This is a genomic window from Nocardia wallacei, assembly GCF_029868745.1.
In the GTDB taxonomy this organism is placed as follows: domain Bacteria; phylum Actinomycetota; class Actinomycetes; order Mycobacteriales; family Mycobacteriaceae; genus Nocardia; species Nocardia wallacei_B.
Map to the genome: position 1 here is coordinate 1 of NZ_JARWOP010000341.1, position 16052 is coordinate 16052.

Here is a 16052-nt window from a genome sequence, read left to right on the forward strand (position 1 = left end):
CGGTTCCTGGTGCCGCGGTACGTGCAGGACGATCCGTCACTGGCCGGGGTGATCGACGAATCGACCTGCGATCGGATGGTGACGAAGCTGCGTGGCAAGAAGGTCCGCGACGTCATTCCCGAGCGGTTGATCAAGGTGCCCGCGGCGAAGGCCGACGACACCATCCTCGAGGTGGCGGCCACCATGTCGCAGTACCGCAGCCCGTTGGTCGCGGTCATGAAGGACTCCGAACTGATCGGAGTCATCACCGCTTCGCGCCTGCTGGCGGCGACGCTGCGTTCCCGCTGATCCGACTCACGGCGCTTCACGCGGCGGTGCGTCATGATCGCTGCACTGGTGAACGCGGGTGTCATCGCCCGCCTTCCCGGCCTGCGGTCTGCCCTGTCGATGTGCTAGTTCGGGCTCGATCGATCGGAGCCGTCGCCGACGCCGTCGGCACCGGGATGAGTGCGGTTGTACCAGCGCATCATCAGCGCTGCCGCAACGAATACACCGATCACCGCCAGCACGATCAGCTCGGACATGCGGTCACCGTACCGCCGGTTGCGACGTGGCGGTGCCGGATTCACTCGCACAGCCGCACGGCGAGTTCCATTCCGCCGCGGCGAGACTCCAGAACCAACGGACAGCGGCCTGCGGGCGAACTAGCCCGGCAGAGCGCGGATCATCAAGTTACGCACGATGATTCCCGGCGTGGTGGCGGGCACGAGGACAGCTTTCGCCACGCGGACCCCGCGCTGCGCCGAGCGGATCGCCCGCCGCTGGCGGCGCTCGTAGCGATGGGCGGCCGCGCCCGGGTCTTCGGGCGTCCGGGTGAGTTCCTGGGCGAGGGTGTAGGCGCCGGATATCGCGTTGGACGAGCCCTCCCCGAACAGCGACACGCACGAGGCGGCGTCACCGACCAGCGTGATCCGGCCGGTCGACCAGTGCGGCACTCGCACCCGGCTGACCGCATCGCAGTACAGCTCGCCCGCCGCCGAAACCTGATCGAGGACTCCTGCGAAAACCCCTGCGTGCGAGTCGAACTCGGTGGTAACCAGTTGTTTGTGCAGGACGCTGTCGCGCGGGCTGAACCCGGGTATCGCCGGGTGCCGGAACATGAATACCGCTCCCGGCCGTCCCCCGGCGGGATGGAAGCCGACGACTCGGCCGGGCGTGTTGTACATGACCACGTCGGCGCCATCGCCGAGCGGATGCTGCGCGGCGACCGTGGCGACGTACATCCCCAGATGCTCGATGAACGCCTCCTCCGGCCCGAACGCCAACTGCCGCACCACCGAATGCAACCCGTCGGCACCCACGACGAGATCGAATCGGTCGCGTGTGCCGCCGGCGAATTCCACGTCGACCCCCGCCGCGTCCTCGGTGAGGGCGGCGACGGTATCGCCGAAGCGGACCTGCGCGTATTCCTCCGCCGCAGCCGACAGCGCGTCGGCCAGGTCCGCGCGCCAGACCTCGACCTCGCGGTCACCGGCCGAACCACCGAACACCGACAGGCGCACCGACGCCACCGGTGCACCGTGCGCGTCGACGAACACCAGCCGCTCCGCGCGGGTCGCGAGGTCGCGCAGCCGTGGCATGACGCCCATCCGTTCCGCGACGTCGACCGCTCCGCCTCGCACGTCCACCGGGCTGCCGCTCGAGCGCTGCCCGGTCGAGCGTTCGACAACGGTCACCTCGAATCCGTTGCGGCCCAACCAGTACGCCAGCGTCGTGCCCGCGATGCCCGCTCCGCACACCAGCACCGACCTACCCATGGTCGACCCCACTCGCCACCGCCGGGACCGGCCTCACATCGGCGGGCGTACCGGGCGGCAGATTGTCCATGGGATCCACCCGCAGCAGCCGCGCCACCGGCACATCCGTCGAGGAGTGCGCGATGATCGACAACGCGATCGTCACCGCCACCAGATCGAACACCGCCTCACCGGCGGCGATCCCCGATTGCAGCGCCAGCAGCCCGTACACCACCGACGCGAACCCCTTCGGCCCGAACCACGCCGCCGCCGCACGCTCCGGGCCCGAGAGCGGCGTGCGCAGCAGCGACACCAGCATCGCCGCCGGGCGCACCAGCACGATCGCCACCACAGCGAGCACCCATCCCCCGATGCCCAAGTGCGAGAGCCGGTCCGGGGTGATCAACGCCCCGAACACCAGCAGCGCGGCGAACTTCGTCACCTCTGACAGCAAATCCCCGACCGGCTCGAACACCTCGGCCGCCACTCGGTCCATGGTGGCCAGCGTCGACCCGGCCGCGAACGCTGCCAGGTACGGATTCGCCGCCGTCACGTGGCACACCCCGTACAACGACACCGCAATCGCCAAGGGACCCAACGCCTGCAGCCTCGGCTCCGCTGTCAGCACCGGAAGCCGCCACGCCAAGGCCACCACCGCGGGAATCGCGATACCGAGCACCACACCCAGCACCAGCTCCACAGAGATATGGCCCACGCCGGAATGCCGGTGTGCCGCGGTCGCGAGGAAGATCAGCACGAACGGCAGCGCCAGCCCGTCGTTGAGCCCGGACTCGACATTCAGCAGCCGCCGCAACCGCAGCGGCACATCCACCCGCCCGACGATGGCCGAGGCGAACACCGGGTCGGTCGGCGAGAGGATCGCGCCCAGCAGAAACGCTGTCGGCCAATCCAACCCGGCCAGCCAATGCGCCGGCACCGCGATCAACACCATCGTCAACGGCATCGCCAACCCCAGCGCCCGCCCCGACAACCGCCACCCGTCGCGCAACGCGGGCAGATTCGCTCGCTGACCGTCGGTGAACAACACCGTGAACAGCGCGACATCGGCGAGCACGACCACCAGCTCGTCGCCGGGCTCGATGGTGACCAGCCCGAAACCGCCCTGCCCGATCACCGCCCCCGCGAGGAGAAACAGCAACGCCGTCGACAGCACCGTCCGCGCCGCGACACCCGATAACGACACGCTGACAAGCAACACCACCCCGAACGCCAATACCAGCGCCACAGACTCCCACCGTCCCTGATCGAACGCGACTCCCGATCGGGACCACGCTGCCGACCAGACTTCCCGGCGCACCGCCGGTAAAGATGCCGTATAGACCACGTCGACGCAACCCGGCTTCCGCACCAGCGATCGTCTTTCGTAATCAGCCACCGGATCGCTACCCACGGTCACTGTTCGACGTCATCAACAACGATCCGGGACACATCGGCTCGGAGCAGGCAACTCCTGCGATAGCGTCGAGCCGCCCTCTGGCAGTAACCACCTCGACAGGAAGGGGGTCGAGCGCGCATGCGGCCGTTCGCCCGCATGGCGACAGCCGCCGCAGCGGCGGCGATTTCTCGCCGCGACAGGCTGCGGCAGCCAGTCCCACTCCCCCGGTGACACCACCGCCGTGCGTCCCCACCCGACGGTCGGAGCGAGCGCGGACTACACCTTTCCCCTCGCCTGGGCCGGCGACTACACCTTCCGGTGGAGCGCCGCCGACGGCGTCGACCTGAGCGACCCCCCGGCGGCAGTTGTCCGCGGCTTCGCCGAGAGCAGGCAACTGTCGTTGTCCATCGGCACCCGCCTGGCCTACCCCGGCTACGCCGACACCATCGACACCGTCGACTGGCTGCACTACCCCGACGGCGGGTTCTATCCGGTGGGCGCCGGCGAAGGCAACTGGAGCCTGCGCTGGAACGGCACTTTCCTGGCCCGCATCCTCGAAATCCGCCGAACCGCCGACGGATACGTCGCGGCCTACTGTCTCGACGCCACCGACGTCACCGAATCCGACGACGGCGCCAGCACCTTCTATTGGCGGCGCCCCACCGAGTCGACTTCCGGCTCCATCACGTGGCTGGCCATGCGACAGGACACCTCCCGGCCGCATCCACGTCCGCTACCGACCCGGCGCACGATGACGGAACCACCGTTGCGCGCCCCCAACTACGATGTGTTCGACGGCTGGCTCGTCACCGACGTCTGGGGACCGACACCACGGACCACCGACGGCGACACACTCGCCGACACCTGCCGTCGCTGGACCCGCACGAACTCGCACAGCAACCCCCTCGATCCGAACAGCCCGAGTCGGACATCACCTGCCGTACCGTCGATGCCGTCCCCACCGTCACCCGGGATGGCCACCGGCCCCTGTCTGATCCGGGCAGACCGGTCCACCGGCACAGCGGCTGCGACACATCCGTGTCCGGTGCAGAGGGCCGAACGTCCGCAGACATGCACACGACGCGGGCGACACGTGCGCGAATGCGGTTTGCCGGGCCACAGCTGCTGTATGGTCTGCGACCGGAGTGCCGGGAAGCCTGGTCGGCGTGTCGAATCGCTGTGCGAACCAGGAGGATCGATGCCGCCCCTGCTGAAGCCCTGTACTCGTTGTGAAGATCGCCGATGACCCGCCTCGACATGCTGACATCGCATTTCGCGTGCCCGCGCGGCACGTTGGGCGCCGTCGCCGGAGCGGTCATGGCGCACCAGCCGCACTACCGCGTGCGCAGCCGGTGGGTATTGTCCCGGCTTCCGCTCGCACCCACCACACAAGTTCTCGAACTCGGCCACGGCCCCGGCGTCACCCTCGGCGAGGTCTGTACCCGCGTCCCCCGCGGACATGTCACAGGTATCGACCTGTCGCCGGTGATGAGCCGGCAAGCGCACCGACGCACCCGCCGCCATGTCAGCTCCGGGCTTCTGCACCTGCACTGCGGTGATGTCACCCACCCGGACACCCTGCGCGGCACCTACGACCTCATCTACGGCATCAACGTCTGGCAGTACTGGACCGACGGCCGATCCGTCATCACACAACTGACCCAGCATCTACGCCCGGGCGGACAGCTGGCCCTGGCCTACGTGCGCCCGTCCTACTGCTCCCTGACGACCGGACAGGCAGCCACCCGATTACACGACCAGTTCGAGCACAGCCCGCTCGAGCACCTCGAGGTCGACTGGCTACCGTACGGGTCCGTCGCAGTCATGGTCAGCGGCCGTCGCGCACACCGGGTCCACCGAGAACTCGACGACTCCCCCAGCCTGCCGCGGCAGCGAGCCCACGATCAGGCGTGAACCGGCTCCGGTACAGCCGGTTGCGACGCCGCGCCTCGGTAGCGTTCCCACGCTCCGGCCACGACGGCGGTGACGGCGACGTACACGACACCGAGCAGCACGTCGATCACATAATGTTCGCCGCCGTAGACGAGGGTGAACGCCATCGCGGCCGGAAACAGCGCCAGCGGAAGCCGTAGCCACCACCGCACCGCCAGCGGCCACAAGGCCACGGCCACCAGCACGGCGAACGCGGTGTGCAACGAAGGCAGCGCGGCAACGTAATTGCCGTGCTCCTCCAGCCACGCCACGCTGACATCGGGATCCACGACCCCGAGACCGAAACCGGAGATCCGACGGACGGAATCGGGAAGGGCACCCTCGCGCCCGGCAAACCACGGTGGCGCGGCCGGCACCAGAATATAAGTGACCAGCGCCAAGTACGACAGAATGAGGACCCGCCGCATGTACCGCGCCCACAACGGCCGGGAGTACACGTAGAAGATCGCCGCGACCGCCCACGGCACGACGAAATGCGTGGTGTAGACGATCCCGATGACCGGGGTCCACCACGGCTGCCCCGCCGCCGCGAAGTGCTGCTGCAGCCACACCGTCGGCACCGCACCACCGAACAGCCACCGCTCCACCGACACCAACTCCCCCATCCGCACGGGCATCGCGAGGGTGTCGGCGAGGTCGCGGGTGTAGTCGTAGACGAGCAGAGCACCGACCAGGGGAAGCCAATCCACCACCACGCGCAGATGGTGACGCCACGAGCGATCGACGGTGAACGCGACGATCCCGGTCAAAATCCACGCGGCCTCCTGCAGCCGACTTCCAGGAAGCTCACCGATCACGAATGCGGCCACCAAAGCGGCGAGATAGGCGTACCGCACCACATGCCGCAGCAACCGGCGCCACGGACCGTCACCGCCGGGCTCGGACAGCAGGATCCGAGATCGCGCAGTAAACGATCCGGCCATTCACCCAGTCTTTCATGCCCGTTCACCGGATCAGCACCACGCACAAACACGAGCGCACGTAAGTGCCCGGGCCCCGACTGCGGCCAGCCCACAACGCTGGACAATGCCCCGAACGCGACATTCTTCTCCGTCACGGTTGACAGCGCTGAAACCACCAACGTTCCGCGCGGTTCCCGACAGGAATAACCGCTCGACGCCGCGCTCAACCTGCCGTACTTGTAGTATCTGCGAAAGCTCAACCGGTGCGAAACATGGGGTGAAGAGGGCGATTTCATCGAAGCCGGGGTTCACGGCCGAAGGGACAGATGAGGGTCGACCGATCGTGAGCAAGTCCAGAGAAGGCAGCAGATGCCGTAGGAGGGGCACCTCGTTCGTGAAACGCTCACGAACCGTGTCTGCATGTTCGAGGCCGGGGTGGAATGGGTTCGACCTGGTGGCGTAACCGTCCATATGTCGCTCGAATAGCCGTTGCCATGGTCGCGGGGGTTGTCGGTTTCTCACTTGTCGTGTCGGTCTTGATGCTGAACAGCGCAGCGCGGAACCGCGGGCCCTTCCACGACGCAACCCGAACAACGGCGACGATTTACCAAATCAGGAGCCATGGATCAATCCGCTACGCGGATTACCATTTCGACGTGAACGGCAAAAGCTACGTCGGTCAGACCCGAATCACCCACCTGAGCAGCGCCCCAGCTGTCGGCGACCAGCTCACCGTGGTGTACTCGCAGCACAATCCGTACGAATCAGCGTTCGACGAACCCAGAAAAGAGCCGGGAATACGGTGGCAGTTCTCACTAGCCTGGGGTGCCGTGCTCGGGTCGGGTTGCGCATTTCTCGTATGGTGGTTACTCCGCAGACCCGAGCGCAGTTGATGGCCCGGGTTTCGAATCTGCCGCCGGGCAACGTTCCGCGATAGCTGTCCGCCGACCCAGCGCTACCAGCCGCATCGACGAACCCGCCCGCCGCGGGGCGCTGGGCGCCTCGATGGCCGTCTCAACGTTCGCGATGAAGACGAATGGCACCGAGCCGCCAGCGACCCTGATCCCGGCGGTTCTGGGTGAGGACGCGCGGTGAATCGGTGGAGTGGCGCACGTCACCTCATTCGAGTGTCACACGCCCAATACCGACGGTGTCTGGTGGCCGAAAGCCACACCCTCGAGCGAACGGCTCGTCCTATCGAGGACGAACCCGCTCGCCCCCGGACACGCCATCGGAGAAGCTCATGAACCTCGCACTCTGGATCGTTACCGGGCTGCTCACCGCGCTCGCCTTGTTCGGTGGCGCCACCAAGGCGTTCATGCCCAAGAACAAGCTGGACGAACTGGGTACGAAGTCCGGCGGTGGATGGACCGAACGTGCCAGCGCGGGTTTCGTCAGAACCCTCGGGGTCCTCGAGATTCTGGCCGCGGCAGGCTTCACCCTGCCCGCCGCACTCGACATCGCACCGATCATGGTGGCGGTGACCGCAGTCTGCTGGATCCTGTTGATGATCGGCGCGATGGTCACCCACGCCCGCTACGGACAGTACAAATATGTCGCGCTGAATTTCGTCTACCTCGCGCTGGCCACCTTCGTAGCCTGGGGCCGGTTCGGCCCCGAGTCCTTCATCGGCTGACACGAGTAACGCCGGATAAACTGCGGGCGGCATGCGCTGGCACCCTCGACGCCCGCGCCGGCCGGCGTCGAGACGCGAGAGCCCGAAAGAACTGTGAGGAGACATTGTTGAGAACCGGCACGGCTGCCGCGTCCCCTCCCCGGCTCGGCGACTGAACACCATGCGCCGTACTGCTGTGCCGGTCGTGCGGAGGCTGGGCCCGCTGGGCCACCCCGCCCGGCTGACCGTCGCCGGGTTCCTGGTCATGAACATTGTCGGGGCGCTGGTGCTCATGCTGCCGGTCTCCTCCCGCACCGGCGAGTGGACCGGACTGATCACTGCCCTGTTCACTGCCACCTCGGCGGTCTGCGTGACCGGGCTGGTGGTGGTCGATACCGCGACCTACTGGTCGCCGTTCGGTCAAGCAGTGGTGCTCGGGCTGATCCAGATCGGTGGCCTGGGCATCATGACCGCCGCCTCACTGCTGGGACTGTTGGTCGCCCGCCGGATGGGGTTACGTATGCAGCTGATCGCCCAAGCCGAGACGAAGACACTGCGCTTGGGTGAAACCCGGCGCGTGGTGCGCGGAGTCGTGGCGATGAGCCTGGTGATCGAGGTGGTGGTCGCCGGCGTCCTCGCCGCTCGCCGTCTGGCCACGACGACCGAGTCGTTCGGTTCCGCGGTGTATTACGGTGTGTTCCACGCCGTGTCGGCGTACAACAACGCCGGTTTCGCCCTGCACGAGGACAGCCTCGTCCGGCATGCGACCGATCCATGGACGATCGTGCCGATCACCGTCGCGTTCATTCTGGGCGGCATCGGATTCCCGGTGGTGTTCGAGACGATGCGCTCGGCCGTCGCCCGCCGCCGCGGCAGGCGACTGCCGGGGTGGTCGCTGCACACGAAGATCACGGTGCTGACCTATTTCGGGCTGCTGGCGGCCGGCATGGTGCTGGTGACCGCGCTGGAATGGAGCAACCCGGGCACGCTCGGGCCGTTGTCGTTTCCGGGGAAGCTGCTCACCGGAGCTTTCCACGGCGCCACTCCCCGCACGGCCGGTTTCAATTCCGTCGATGTGGGTGCGATGCATCCCACCACGCTGCTGGTCAACGACGCGCTGATGTTCATCGGAGGCGGCAGTGCGGGCACCGCGGGCGGGATCAAGGTGACCACATTCGCGTTGCTGGCGTTCGTGGTGGCCGCGGAGATACGCGGGCAGCCGACCGTCCATGTCATGGGGCGGCGGCTGGCCGCGACCGTTCAGCGGCAGGCGATCACCGTCGCCCTGCTCGGTGTTGCGGTGGTCCTGGTGGCGACCATGATGCTGTTGTGGATGTCGGACCGCCCGCTCGACGCGGTGTTGTTCGAAGTGGTGTCGGCGTTCGGCACCGTCGGCCTGTCCACCGGCATCACCGCGGGCCTGCCTGCCACCGGCCACCTGCTGCTGATCGTCGTGATGTTCATCGGCCGAGTCGGGCCGATCACCCTGGCGTCCGCGCTCGCCCTGCGCGAGCACGAACGGCGCTACGAACTACCGGAGGAGCGACCCATCGTTGGCTAGGACAACCGTCACCAAACCCCCCAAGCATCCCACCACCCGGGTCGTGGTCATCGGGCTGGGCCGCTTCGGCGCCTCACTGGCCCACGAACTCGTCGAGCACGGCTCGGAAGTCCTGGCCATCGACGCCGATCCGCGTCTGGTGCAACAATATTCCGACGAACTCACCCACGTCGCGGTCGCCGACACCACCGACCCCGACGCGCTCGAACAGCTCGGCGTGGCCGACTTCCCGCACGCCGTGGTCGGTATCGGCAGTGACCTGGAAGCCAGCATTCTCACCACCTCGCTGCTGGTCGATTTCCGCATCCCGCGTATCTGGGCCAAGGCCAACAGCCGCCAGCACGGCCGCATCCTCGAACGCATCGGCGCCCACCACGTGGTCCTGCCGGAGTTCGACATGGGTGAACGCATCGCCCACCTGGTCACCGGGCGCATGCTCGACTACATCGAATTCGACGACGACTACGCGATGGTGCGCACCACCGCCCCGCACGCGGTGATCGGCACCACGCTCACCGAGAGCGGACTTCGTGAACACTTCAACGTCACGGTCGTGGCGATCAAACGCCGCGGCGGCGAATTCACCTACGCCACACCCGACAACGTCGTCGCCGACGGCGACCAGCTGATCGTCTCCGGCAGCATCGCCTGCGTGGAATCCTTCGCCGATCTCGTCTGACGACCGGCGGCGAGCATGTTGCCCGCTACGAGGCAGCTCCGTCGCTCGCGGTGTTCCCGGCCAGTCGTCGAGCGTGCCACCGGTCGAACAGCGCGGGCAGCTCGGCGGCGAAGAAGTCGAAGAAGTCACGCATCTCGGTGAGCCGGCGGCCGATCGGGGATTCCGCACCGACGAGATCGATTCCCTCACTGGCGGTTTCGGACCACATCCGCATCATCCGGTCCCGTTTGAGGAAGCTCGCATACCAGAAATCGTCGTGCAGCCGGTAGGTGTCGCGGCGTTCGCCGGGCAGTCGTTCGCGGGCCACCAGCCCGACCTGCTCGAGGTAGCGCACCGCGCCCGAGACCGCGGCAGGGCTGATCGACAGCGTCGCTCCCAGGATCCCGGCGCTCAACCGGCCCTGCTCGGACATCATGAGCGCGGCGAATACCCGCGCGGGCGTGCGCGGCCAGCCCATCTCGGCCAGACCGAGCGCGAGTTTCTCCACAAAGCGCACGGTGGCGTCTCCTGGATGCGCCGCGTCCGGATCCGCCACTGTGCCCTCTTCTCCGTCAGTCCGATGGGTAGGCCTCCGGGAACAGCTCCCGGCGCCGCTGCTGCCATCGTCGCATCGTTTCCGGCAGTTCAGCGCGCATGAACCGGTAGTACTCGAGCGTTTCGCGGACCCGCCGTCCACCCGGGCGGGCGCGATCGAGCAACTCGACGCCCTCGGTGAGGAACCGCACCGACCGATCCAGCGCCTCCTGCCGCTGCATAGTGATCGCGAACCAGACGTCGTCGTCGTAGACGCGGTAGGTGTCCTGCCGCGCGCCAGGCTCCCGCTCGCGACCAAGCAGACCGATCAGCGTCAGGTGCCGCACGGCACCGGAGATCGCGGCGGCACTGACCTGCAGCCCGCGTGACAAGTCCTGAGCGGTGTACCGCTCGGCGTCGTCGGCGAGCACATAAGCGAACACCCGCGCCGACATCCGCGGCATCCCCGATTCGGTGAGCAGCAGCGCGAACTGTTCGACGAATCGCAAGACCGCGTCCTCCTGGCGATCCTCCGGCGCTGCCGACACTCGCTCACCTCCACTCGAAACATCCAACGACCAGCTACATCATAGCTTTTAAGTCGATTCACAAATTTGTGAAACATGTGTACGATCTCGGCATGGACAACGCGATCGCCATCGCCGGACTGCACAAATCCTTCGGCCCCACCAAGGCACTCGACAGCTTGGATCTCGACGTCGCCCGCGGCGAGGTGCACGGCTTCCTGGGACCCAACGGAGCGGGCAAGACGACCACCATCCGCGTACTGCTCGGCCTGCTCAAGGCCGATCGGGGCACGGTGTCGCTACTCGGCGGAGACCCCTGGACCGATGCGGTCGAGCTACACCGCCGTCTCGCGTATGTGCCCGGCGACGTCGAGCTGTGGCCCAACCTCACCGGCGGCGAGGCGATCGACCTGTTCGGCCGGCTCCGCGGCGGGCTCGACGCGACCCGCCGCGACGAACTCGTGGAGCGCTTCGATCTCGACCCCACCAAGAAGGGCCGCACCTATTCCAAGGGCAACCGCCAGAAAGTCGCCCTCATCGCCGCCCTCGCCTCCGATGTGGAACTGCTGCTGCTCGACGAACCGACCGCGGGGCTGGACCCCCTGATGGAGGTCGTGTTCCAGGACATCGTCCACGAGGCCAAGGCCGCCGGCATCACGGTGCTGCTGTCCAGCCACATCCTCGCCCAAGTGGAGAAGCTGGCCGACCGGGTCAGCATCATCCGGCTCGGCCGGATCGTGCAATCGGGAACCTTGGCCGAGATGCGCTATCTGACCCGCACCACCGTCGAAGCCGTCACCACCCGGCCGGTTCACGGACTCGACGACCTCGACGGAGTCCACCACGTAGTCACCGACGACGACCGGATCCGGTTCGACGTCGACGGCCCCGCACTCGATGCGGCCATCGGCAAACTCAGCGCCGCCGGTCTACGCGCACTCACCAGCCACCCGCCCACTCTCGAAGAGCTGATGCTGCGGCATTACGGTGACGAACTCGCCGCCAACGGCAACGGCACCGCGGGAGCCGGACGATGACCGTATCGACCGAAAAATCGATTGCCGGCAGGATTTCGGTCCGCCGCGGCGGGTTCACCGGCACCGGCACGCTGATCCGGTTCATGCTGCGCCGTGACCGCATCAAGCTGCCGGCCTGGATCCTCGGCATCACCGTCATGGGCCTGTACTACGCCAGCGCGCTGCCGCAGACCTATAAGACCGAAGAGGATCTGAAAGCCGTCAGCAGCTTCGCCGAAGGCACGATGGGCGCGCTCATCTCCGGTCCCGGCTACGGTCTGGATCACCCGACCGTGGAGTCGGTGATCGTCGCGGTCTACGGGCTGTACTTCCTGCTGCTGGCCGCGCTGATGAACATCCTGCTCGTGTCCCGGCACACCCGCGTCGAGGAACAAACCGGCCGCGCCGAACTCATCCGGGCCAACGTCGTCGGCCGCCACGCCCAACTGACCGCCACGCTCACCGTGGCCCTCGCCACGAACGCGATCCTGGCAGTATTCGTGGCAGGCAGTTTCGCCGCCGCCGGGCTCGACACCAGCGGCGCGCCCTTGTTCGGCGCCGGTGTCGGAGCGGCCGGCCTCGTCTTCGCCGCGATCACCGCGATCACCGTCCAGATCACCGAATACTCCCGCGCCGCTGCAGGTCTGGCGGGGGTGGCCCTCGGCGTCGCCTATGTCCTGCGCGCGGCCGGCGACTCGATCCGGGAGGGCGGCAGCGCCCTGTCGTGGCTGTCCCCGCTGGCCTGGTCGCAGCAGACCCGCGCCTACGTCGACCCGCGGTGGTGGCCGCTGGCCTTGTCGGTCCTGTTCGCCGCGGCCGCGGCAGCGCTCGGCTACGTCTTGTCCTCGCGCCGCGACCTCGATGCCGGCCTCGTCGCACCCCGGCGCGGGCACCCCCGTGCGGCCGCATGGCTCAACTCCCCTGTCGCACTGGCCTTCCGACTGCAACGAGCCAGTCTCATCGGATGGGGCGCCGCGCTGGCAGCGACCGGGCTGCTCTACGGCGCACTCACCAAGACCCTCGTCGACTCCTTCGAAGACCTCCCCGACCAGATGATCGACGTCATGGGCGGCAACCCCGACCGCATGCTCGACGGCTACGTCAGCACCATGGCGATCTTCGACGCCCTGCTGGTCGTCGTCTTCGCCATCCTCGGCGTCCAGTCGCTGCGCGGCGAGGAAACCAAAGGCCGCGCCGAACCCGTCCTCGCCACCGGCACCGGACGCTGGGCGCTGTTCGGCAGTTGGATCGGCGTCCTCGCCGGCGGCGCCGCCGTCCTGTTGCTGGTGACCGGCGCGGCGCTCGGGCTGTCGGCGGCGATCTCGATCGGCGACGCCAGCTACCTGTGGAAGGTGACCGGCGCGCACCTCGCCTATCTCCCGGCCGTCCTGGTCGTCCTCGCGGTCGCGGCCCTGCTGTTCGGTGTCCTGCCCTCGGCCATCGGCGCCGTCTGGGCACTGTTCGGCTTCTCGATGATTCTCGGATTCTTCGGGCCCATCATGGATCTGCCGCAACCGGTGATGAATCTGTCACCGTTCGAGCACATCGGCGGTCTGCCACTCGAACCCGTCACGTGGCCACCGCTGATCACCCTCACCGCCCTTGCGGCCACACTCGCCGCAGTCGGCGGATACCGATTCCGGCACCGAGACCTCGACATGAAATAGCGTGGCAGGCTGGCGTCCCGGGCAAGTTCCACCAGCCCGGGACCGCAGGCCGGCAACGCCGCACAGCGGGACTCGGCGGCGGCTAATCGTGAGAGTCCCGGTCGCGTCTGCGGCGCAAGCGGCGGCTTCTCCCCCACCCCACGCCCAGGCCGACAACAGTCACCGCAACTCCCGACAGCCACAGTAGGGCCGCCACGACCATCACCGATTCCCACAGACCGGAGTCGCCGAAGCCCGACATGCACACCTCGCTTCGCGAAATCTTTACTACGCCAGCATGACCGACAACACCGTCGCGTACAGCAGACCCGCACCGGCACCCCAGAGTGCACCGAGGACCGCACTGCGAACGACCGTAGTCCGCGTCAGCGGATACGGGCGATTGCTCCGATAGCTGACACGGACAGCGATCTCGGCACCGACCGGATAGCGGCCCGGGACGTGACGGTGCCGAATCAGCCAGTCCGCTCCCCGATACTCCAGCACCGAACGCAACCGTCGCGGCGGACACCGGCAGGCAACCGGCTCGTGGCCCTCCCGGCACGTGTGCGCGATCACCGAAGCCGGACGGCGACCGGTATACACCGGACCGCCATACGACCGGAACACCTCATTGAACGGCACGATCACATGGTGATACGACGCCCCCACGACAGACCCGAACACCGCACTCACCACCACACCAGCGAGTAACGGCACCACGAGATCCACCATTCGCAGATCATAAGGGCCACATACGATTCGATACGGCCTCCCCGCTGGTCGTCCCAGATCTCGCCGGTTGCCGGGGATCAGTGACTACCATCGCGCGGGCGGAACGATCCGGCCGTGCCGATCGGCTGCTGGATGCGTGGCTTCGTGCCCTGTCGGCGAGGTGGGTTTCCGACGAGCATGCAGGTTATGGAGTTGTCCCGCAAGTTGGAGTTGTCTTCCACCTTTGCACGGCACGCCGACGAGGTTTGCACTGTGTTCGGGCCGACGTAGTCGAGGCCAGGCGATGGGCCATCGAAGCACAGACGGGCACGGCCGATACCGGGCAGGCGCTGTTGCGGGCTCGGGCTGCGTTGGTTCACGCGCACGAACTCCTTACCCGGCTGGAACGCGATCGAGGCTGCGTGGCCTGGTCGGTCGGGCCGGTGTCGAGCACGTCGATCTACCTCTCGCCGAAAACGCGCACCCCGCGCCCCAGACCCGGCAGCGGCGCGTAGACCCGCTGGGTCTCGCGCTACGCCGTGTGCGCTGCTTCGAATCCGCCTGTGCCGCTCAGGATGTGAGGATCAGCGGGAGGGTTGCGGTGTAGCCGACGAGCAGGAGGACGGCTTCGGCGGTGGTGAGCCGCAGGTCGCGTCGGAGCAGCAGCCAGGCGAGAGCGGTAGTGGCGAACATGGCGAGGACGAGGACGGTCCGGATGGAGACGGAGTCGCCGGGCCCGGTGAGGATTCCCACGAGGCCGCCGCCGAGGAGGCTGTTGAACATGTTGCTGCCGAAGACGTTTCCGATGAGGAGGTCTGTTTCACCGCGGCGTTGGGCTTGCATCGCGGCGACGAGTTCGGGGACGGAGGTGCCCAGCGCGACAAGAGTGGCGCCGATGATGAGCTGCGGGACCCCGAATCGTGTGGCGATCGCCGCGGCGTTGGTGACCAGAAGCTGCGCCGCGAACAGCACCCCGGCCAATCCCGCTGCAGTGCGCACGATTTCACGGCCCGCGCGGTGCCGCGGGTCCGGGTCGGCCGTGGTGAACTCGACGGCTTGCTCGGTGACCGCGAGGTTGTTCTGGTCGGTGCGGGCCCAGCGCACCAGCACGGTGATCGCGATGACGGCACCGGCACACAGCAGGAACCCGGTCCACAGATTCAGGCCGATGAGCATGGCCGCGGCGAACAATGCGACAGCGGCGGTGGAGACGAAAACCTCGCGATTGATGACGGTCGAGGACGCGCTCACCGTGCCGGCGAGAGCGGCGACACCGAGCACCAGCGTGATGTTGAGGATATTGGAGCCGACCAGGTTCCCGGCGGCGATCCCGCCGTTGCCGGTCGCGGCGGCGGTGCCGGAGACGACGAATTCCGGTGCGGACGTGCCCAATCCGATGATGATGACGCCGACGATCGCGGGTGCCACGCGGAGCTGCCGGGCCACGCGCGCGGCGCCCAGGACCAGTTGGTCGGCGGCGAAGGGGAGGATGGCGAGCCCGGCGAGGACACCGAGAACCTGAACGAGCAGACGACCCTCCCACCCTCGGCAGGCGCCTTCGCGTCCGCCCGCTTCTTGATCTTCATGGTAACGGTCTCGCGCCGGGCGCCTCTCCCACGAGTGAGGGTCCGCGGGAATCGGTGCGCCGCGTGGCCTGCGGAACGACGTGGGGGGGGGGGGGGGGGGGGGGGGGGGGGGGGGGGGGGGGGGGGGGGGGGGGGGGGGGGGGGGGGGGGGGGGGGGGGGGGGGGGGGGGGGGGGGGGGGGGGGGGGGGGGGGGCGGGGGGGGGGGGG

The 16052-nt window shown here is 67.8% G+C and carries 17 protein-coding genes; 9 read left to right on the forward strand and 8 right to left on the reverse strand.

Annotated elements, in window-relative coordinates; genetic code table 11:
- The coding region (locus tag QH470_RS31585) for a CBS domain-containing protein (protein WP_280276031.1) at window positions 1-288 on the forward strand (288 nt) is incomplete at its 5' end.
- Between the two features lie 104 nt (window positions 289-392).
- On the opposite strand, the gene QH470_RS31590 is transcribed toward QH470_RS31585, so the two are convergent.
- The 3 genes from QH470_RS31590 to QH470_RS31600 all read right to left on the reverse strand — a co-directional run bounded on the left by QH470_RS31590 (window position 393) and on the right by QH470_RS31600 (window position 2982).
- Complete coding sequence (locus QH470_RS31590; protein ID WP_280276032.1) at window positions 393-524, reverse strand: hypothetical protein; 132 nt, start codon at window positions 522-524, stop codon at window positions 393-395.
- 120 nt (window positions 525-644) lie between these two features.
- Window positions 645-1757 (reverse strand): FAD-dependent monooxygenase, encoded by a 1113-nt coding sequence (locus QH470_RS31595; protein ID WP_280276033.1) that lies wholly within the window; start codon window positions 1755-1757, stop codon window positions 645-647.
- Window positions 1750-2982, reverse strand: coding sequence for a cation:proton antiporter (locus tag QH470_RS31600; protein ID WP_280276034.1), 1233 nt, complete (start codon window positions 2980-2982; stop codon window positions 1750-1752). The genes QH470_RS31595 and QH470_RS31600 overlap by 8 nt, the downstream gene beginning before the upstream one ends.
- 391 nt (window positions 2983-3373) lie before the next feature.
- Here QH470_RS31600 and QH470_RS31605 point away from each other — a divergent pair, with 391 nt between their 5' ends.
- The gene (locus QH470_RS31605) at window positions 3374-4378 is read left to right on the forward strand and encodes a hypothetical protein (protein WP_280276035.1); all 1005 of its coding nucleotides are present in this window, start codon (window positions 3374-3376) and stop codon (window positions 4376-4378) included.
- The gene (locus tag QH470_RS31610) at window positions 4375-5046 is read left to right on the forward strand and encodes a class I SAM-dependent methyltransferase (protein WP_280276036.1); all 672 of its coding nucleotides are present in this window, start codon (window positions 4375-4377) and stop codon (window positions 5044-5046) included. The genes QH470_RS31605 and QH470_RS31610 overlap by 4 nt, the downstream gene beginning before the upstream one ends.
- Here the strand turns inward: QH470_RS31610 and QH470_RS31615 are convergent.
- Window positions 5037-6008 (reverse strand): phosphatase PAP2 family protein, encoded by a 972-nt coding sequence (locus QH470_RS31615; protein WP_280276037.1) that lies wholly within the window; start codon window positions 6006-6008, stop codon window positions 5037-5039. The two genes, QH470_RS31610 and QH470_RS31615, sit on opposite strands and share 10 nt — an antisense overlap.
- Window positions 6009-6526: 518 nt before the next feature.
- Here QH470_RS31615 and QH470_RS38365 point away from each other — a divergent pair.
- The 4 genes from QH470_RS38365 (at window position 6527) to QH470_RS31630 (ending at window position 9842) form a co-directional block, all read left to right on the forward strand.
- Window positions 6527-6880 carry a DUF3592 domain-containing protein gene (locus QH470_RS38365; RefSeq protein WP_425302819.1) on the forward strand — a complete coding sequence of 118 codons (354 nt, stop codon included), beginning with the start codon at window positions 6527-6529 and terminating at the stop codon, window positions 6878-6880.
- A gap of 350 nt (window positions 6881-7230) precedes the next feature.
- Window positions 7231-7623 (forward strand): DoxX family protein, encoded by a 393-nt coding sequence (locus tag QH470_RS31620; protein WP_280276038.1) that lies wholly within the window; start codon window positions 7231-7233, stop codon window positions 7621-7623.
- Between the two features lie 160 nt (window positions 7624-7783).
- Window positions 7784-9163 carry a TrkH family potassium uptake protein gene (locus tag QH470_RS31625; protein ID WP_280276039.1) on the forward strand — a complete coding sequence of 460 codons (1380 nt, stop codon included), beginning with the start codon at window positions 7784-7786 and terminating at the stop codon, window positions 9161-9163.
- Window positions 9156-9842 carry a potassium channel family protein gene (locus tag QH470_RS31630; RefSeq protein ID WP_280276040.1) on the forward strand — a complete coding sequence of 229 codons (687 nt, stop codon included), beginning with the start codon at window positions 9156-9158 and terminating at the stop codon, window positions 9840-9842. The genes QH470_RS31625 and QH470_RS31630 overlap by 8 nt, the downstream gene beginning before the upstream one ends.
- Window positions 9843-9867: 25 nt before the next feature.
- Here QH470_RS31630 and QH470_RS31635 read toward each other — a convergent pair whose 3' ends face one another.
- Both QH470_RS31635 and QH470_RS31640 read right to left on the reverse strand, forming a co-directional pair.
- The gene (locus QH470_RS31635) at window positions 9868-10377 is read right to left on the reverse strand and encodes a GbsR/MarR family transcriptional regulator (RefSeq protein WP_280276041.1); all 510 of its coding nucleotides are present in this window, start codon (window positions 10375-10377) and stop codon (window positions 9868-9870) included.
- 16 nt (window positions 10378-10393) lie between these two features.
- Entirely contained in the window at window positions 10394-10903 is a 510-nt protein-coding gene (locus QH470_RS31640; protein ID WP_280276042.1) for a GbsR/MarR family transcriptional regulator, read from the reverse strand.
- Window positions 10904-10995: 92 nt separating this feature from the next.
- Between QH470_RS31640 and QH470_RS31645 the strand changes: the two genes are divergently transcribed.
- Both QH470_RS31645 and QH470_RS31650 read left to right on the forward strand, forming a co-directional pair.
- Window positions 10996-11919, forward strand: coding sequence for an ABC transporter ATP-binding protein (locus QH470_RS31645; RefSeq protein ID WP_280276043.1), 924 nt, complete (start codon window positions 10996-10998; stop codon window positions 11917-11919).
- Window positions 11916-13565 carry an ABC transporter permease gene (locus QH470_RS31650; protein ID WP_280276044.1) on the forward strand — a complete coding sequence of 550 codons (1650 nt, stop codon included), beginning with the start codon at window positions 11916-11918 and terminating at the stop codon, window positions 13563-13565. The genes QH470_RS31645 and QH470_RS31650 overlap by 4 nt, the downstream gene beginning before the upstream one ends.
- Window positions 13566-13832: 267 nt before the next feature.
- On the opposite strand, the gene QH470_RS31655 is transcribed toward QH470_RS31650, so the two are convergent.
- Window positions 13833-14279, reverse strand: coding sequence for a hypothetical protein (locus tag QH470_RS31655; RefSeq protein ID WP_280276045.1), 447 nt, complete (start codon window positions 14277-14279; stop codon window positions 13833-13835).
- A gap of 549 nt (window positions 14280-14828) precedes the next feature.
- Window positions 14829-15896 (reverse strand): sodium:calcium antiporter, encoded by a 1068-nt coding sequence (locus tag QH470_RS31660; protein ID WP_342228478.1) that lies wholly within the window; start codon window positions 15894-15896, stop codon window positions 14829-14831.
- Between the last annotated feature and the right edge of the window lie 156 nt (window positions 15897-16052).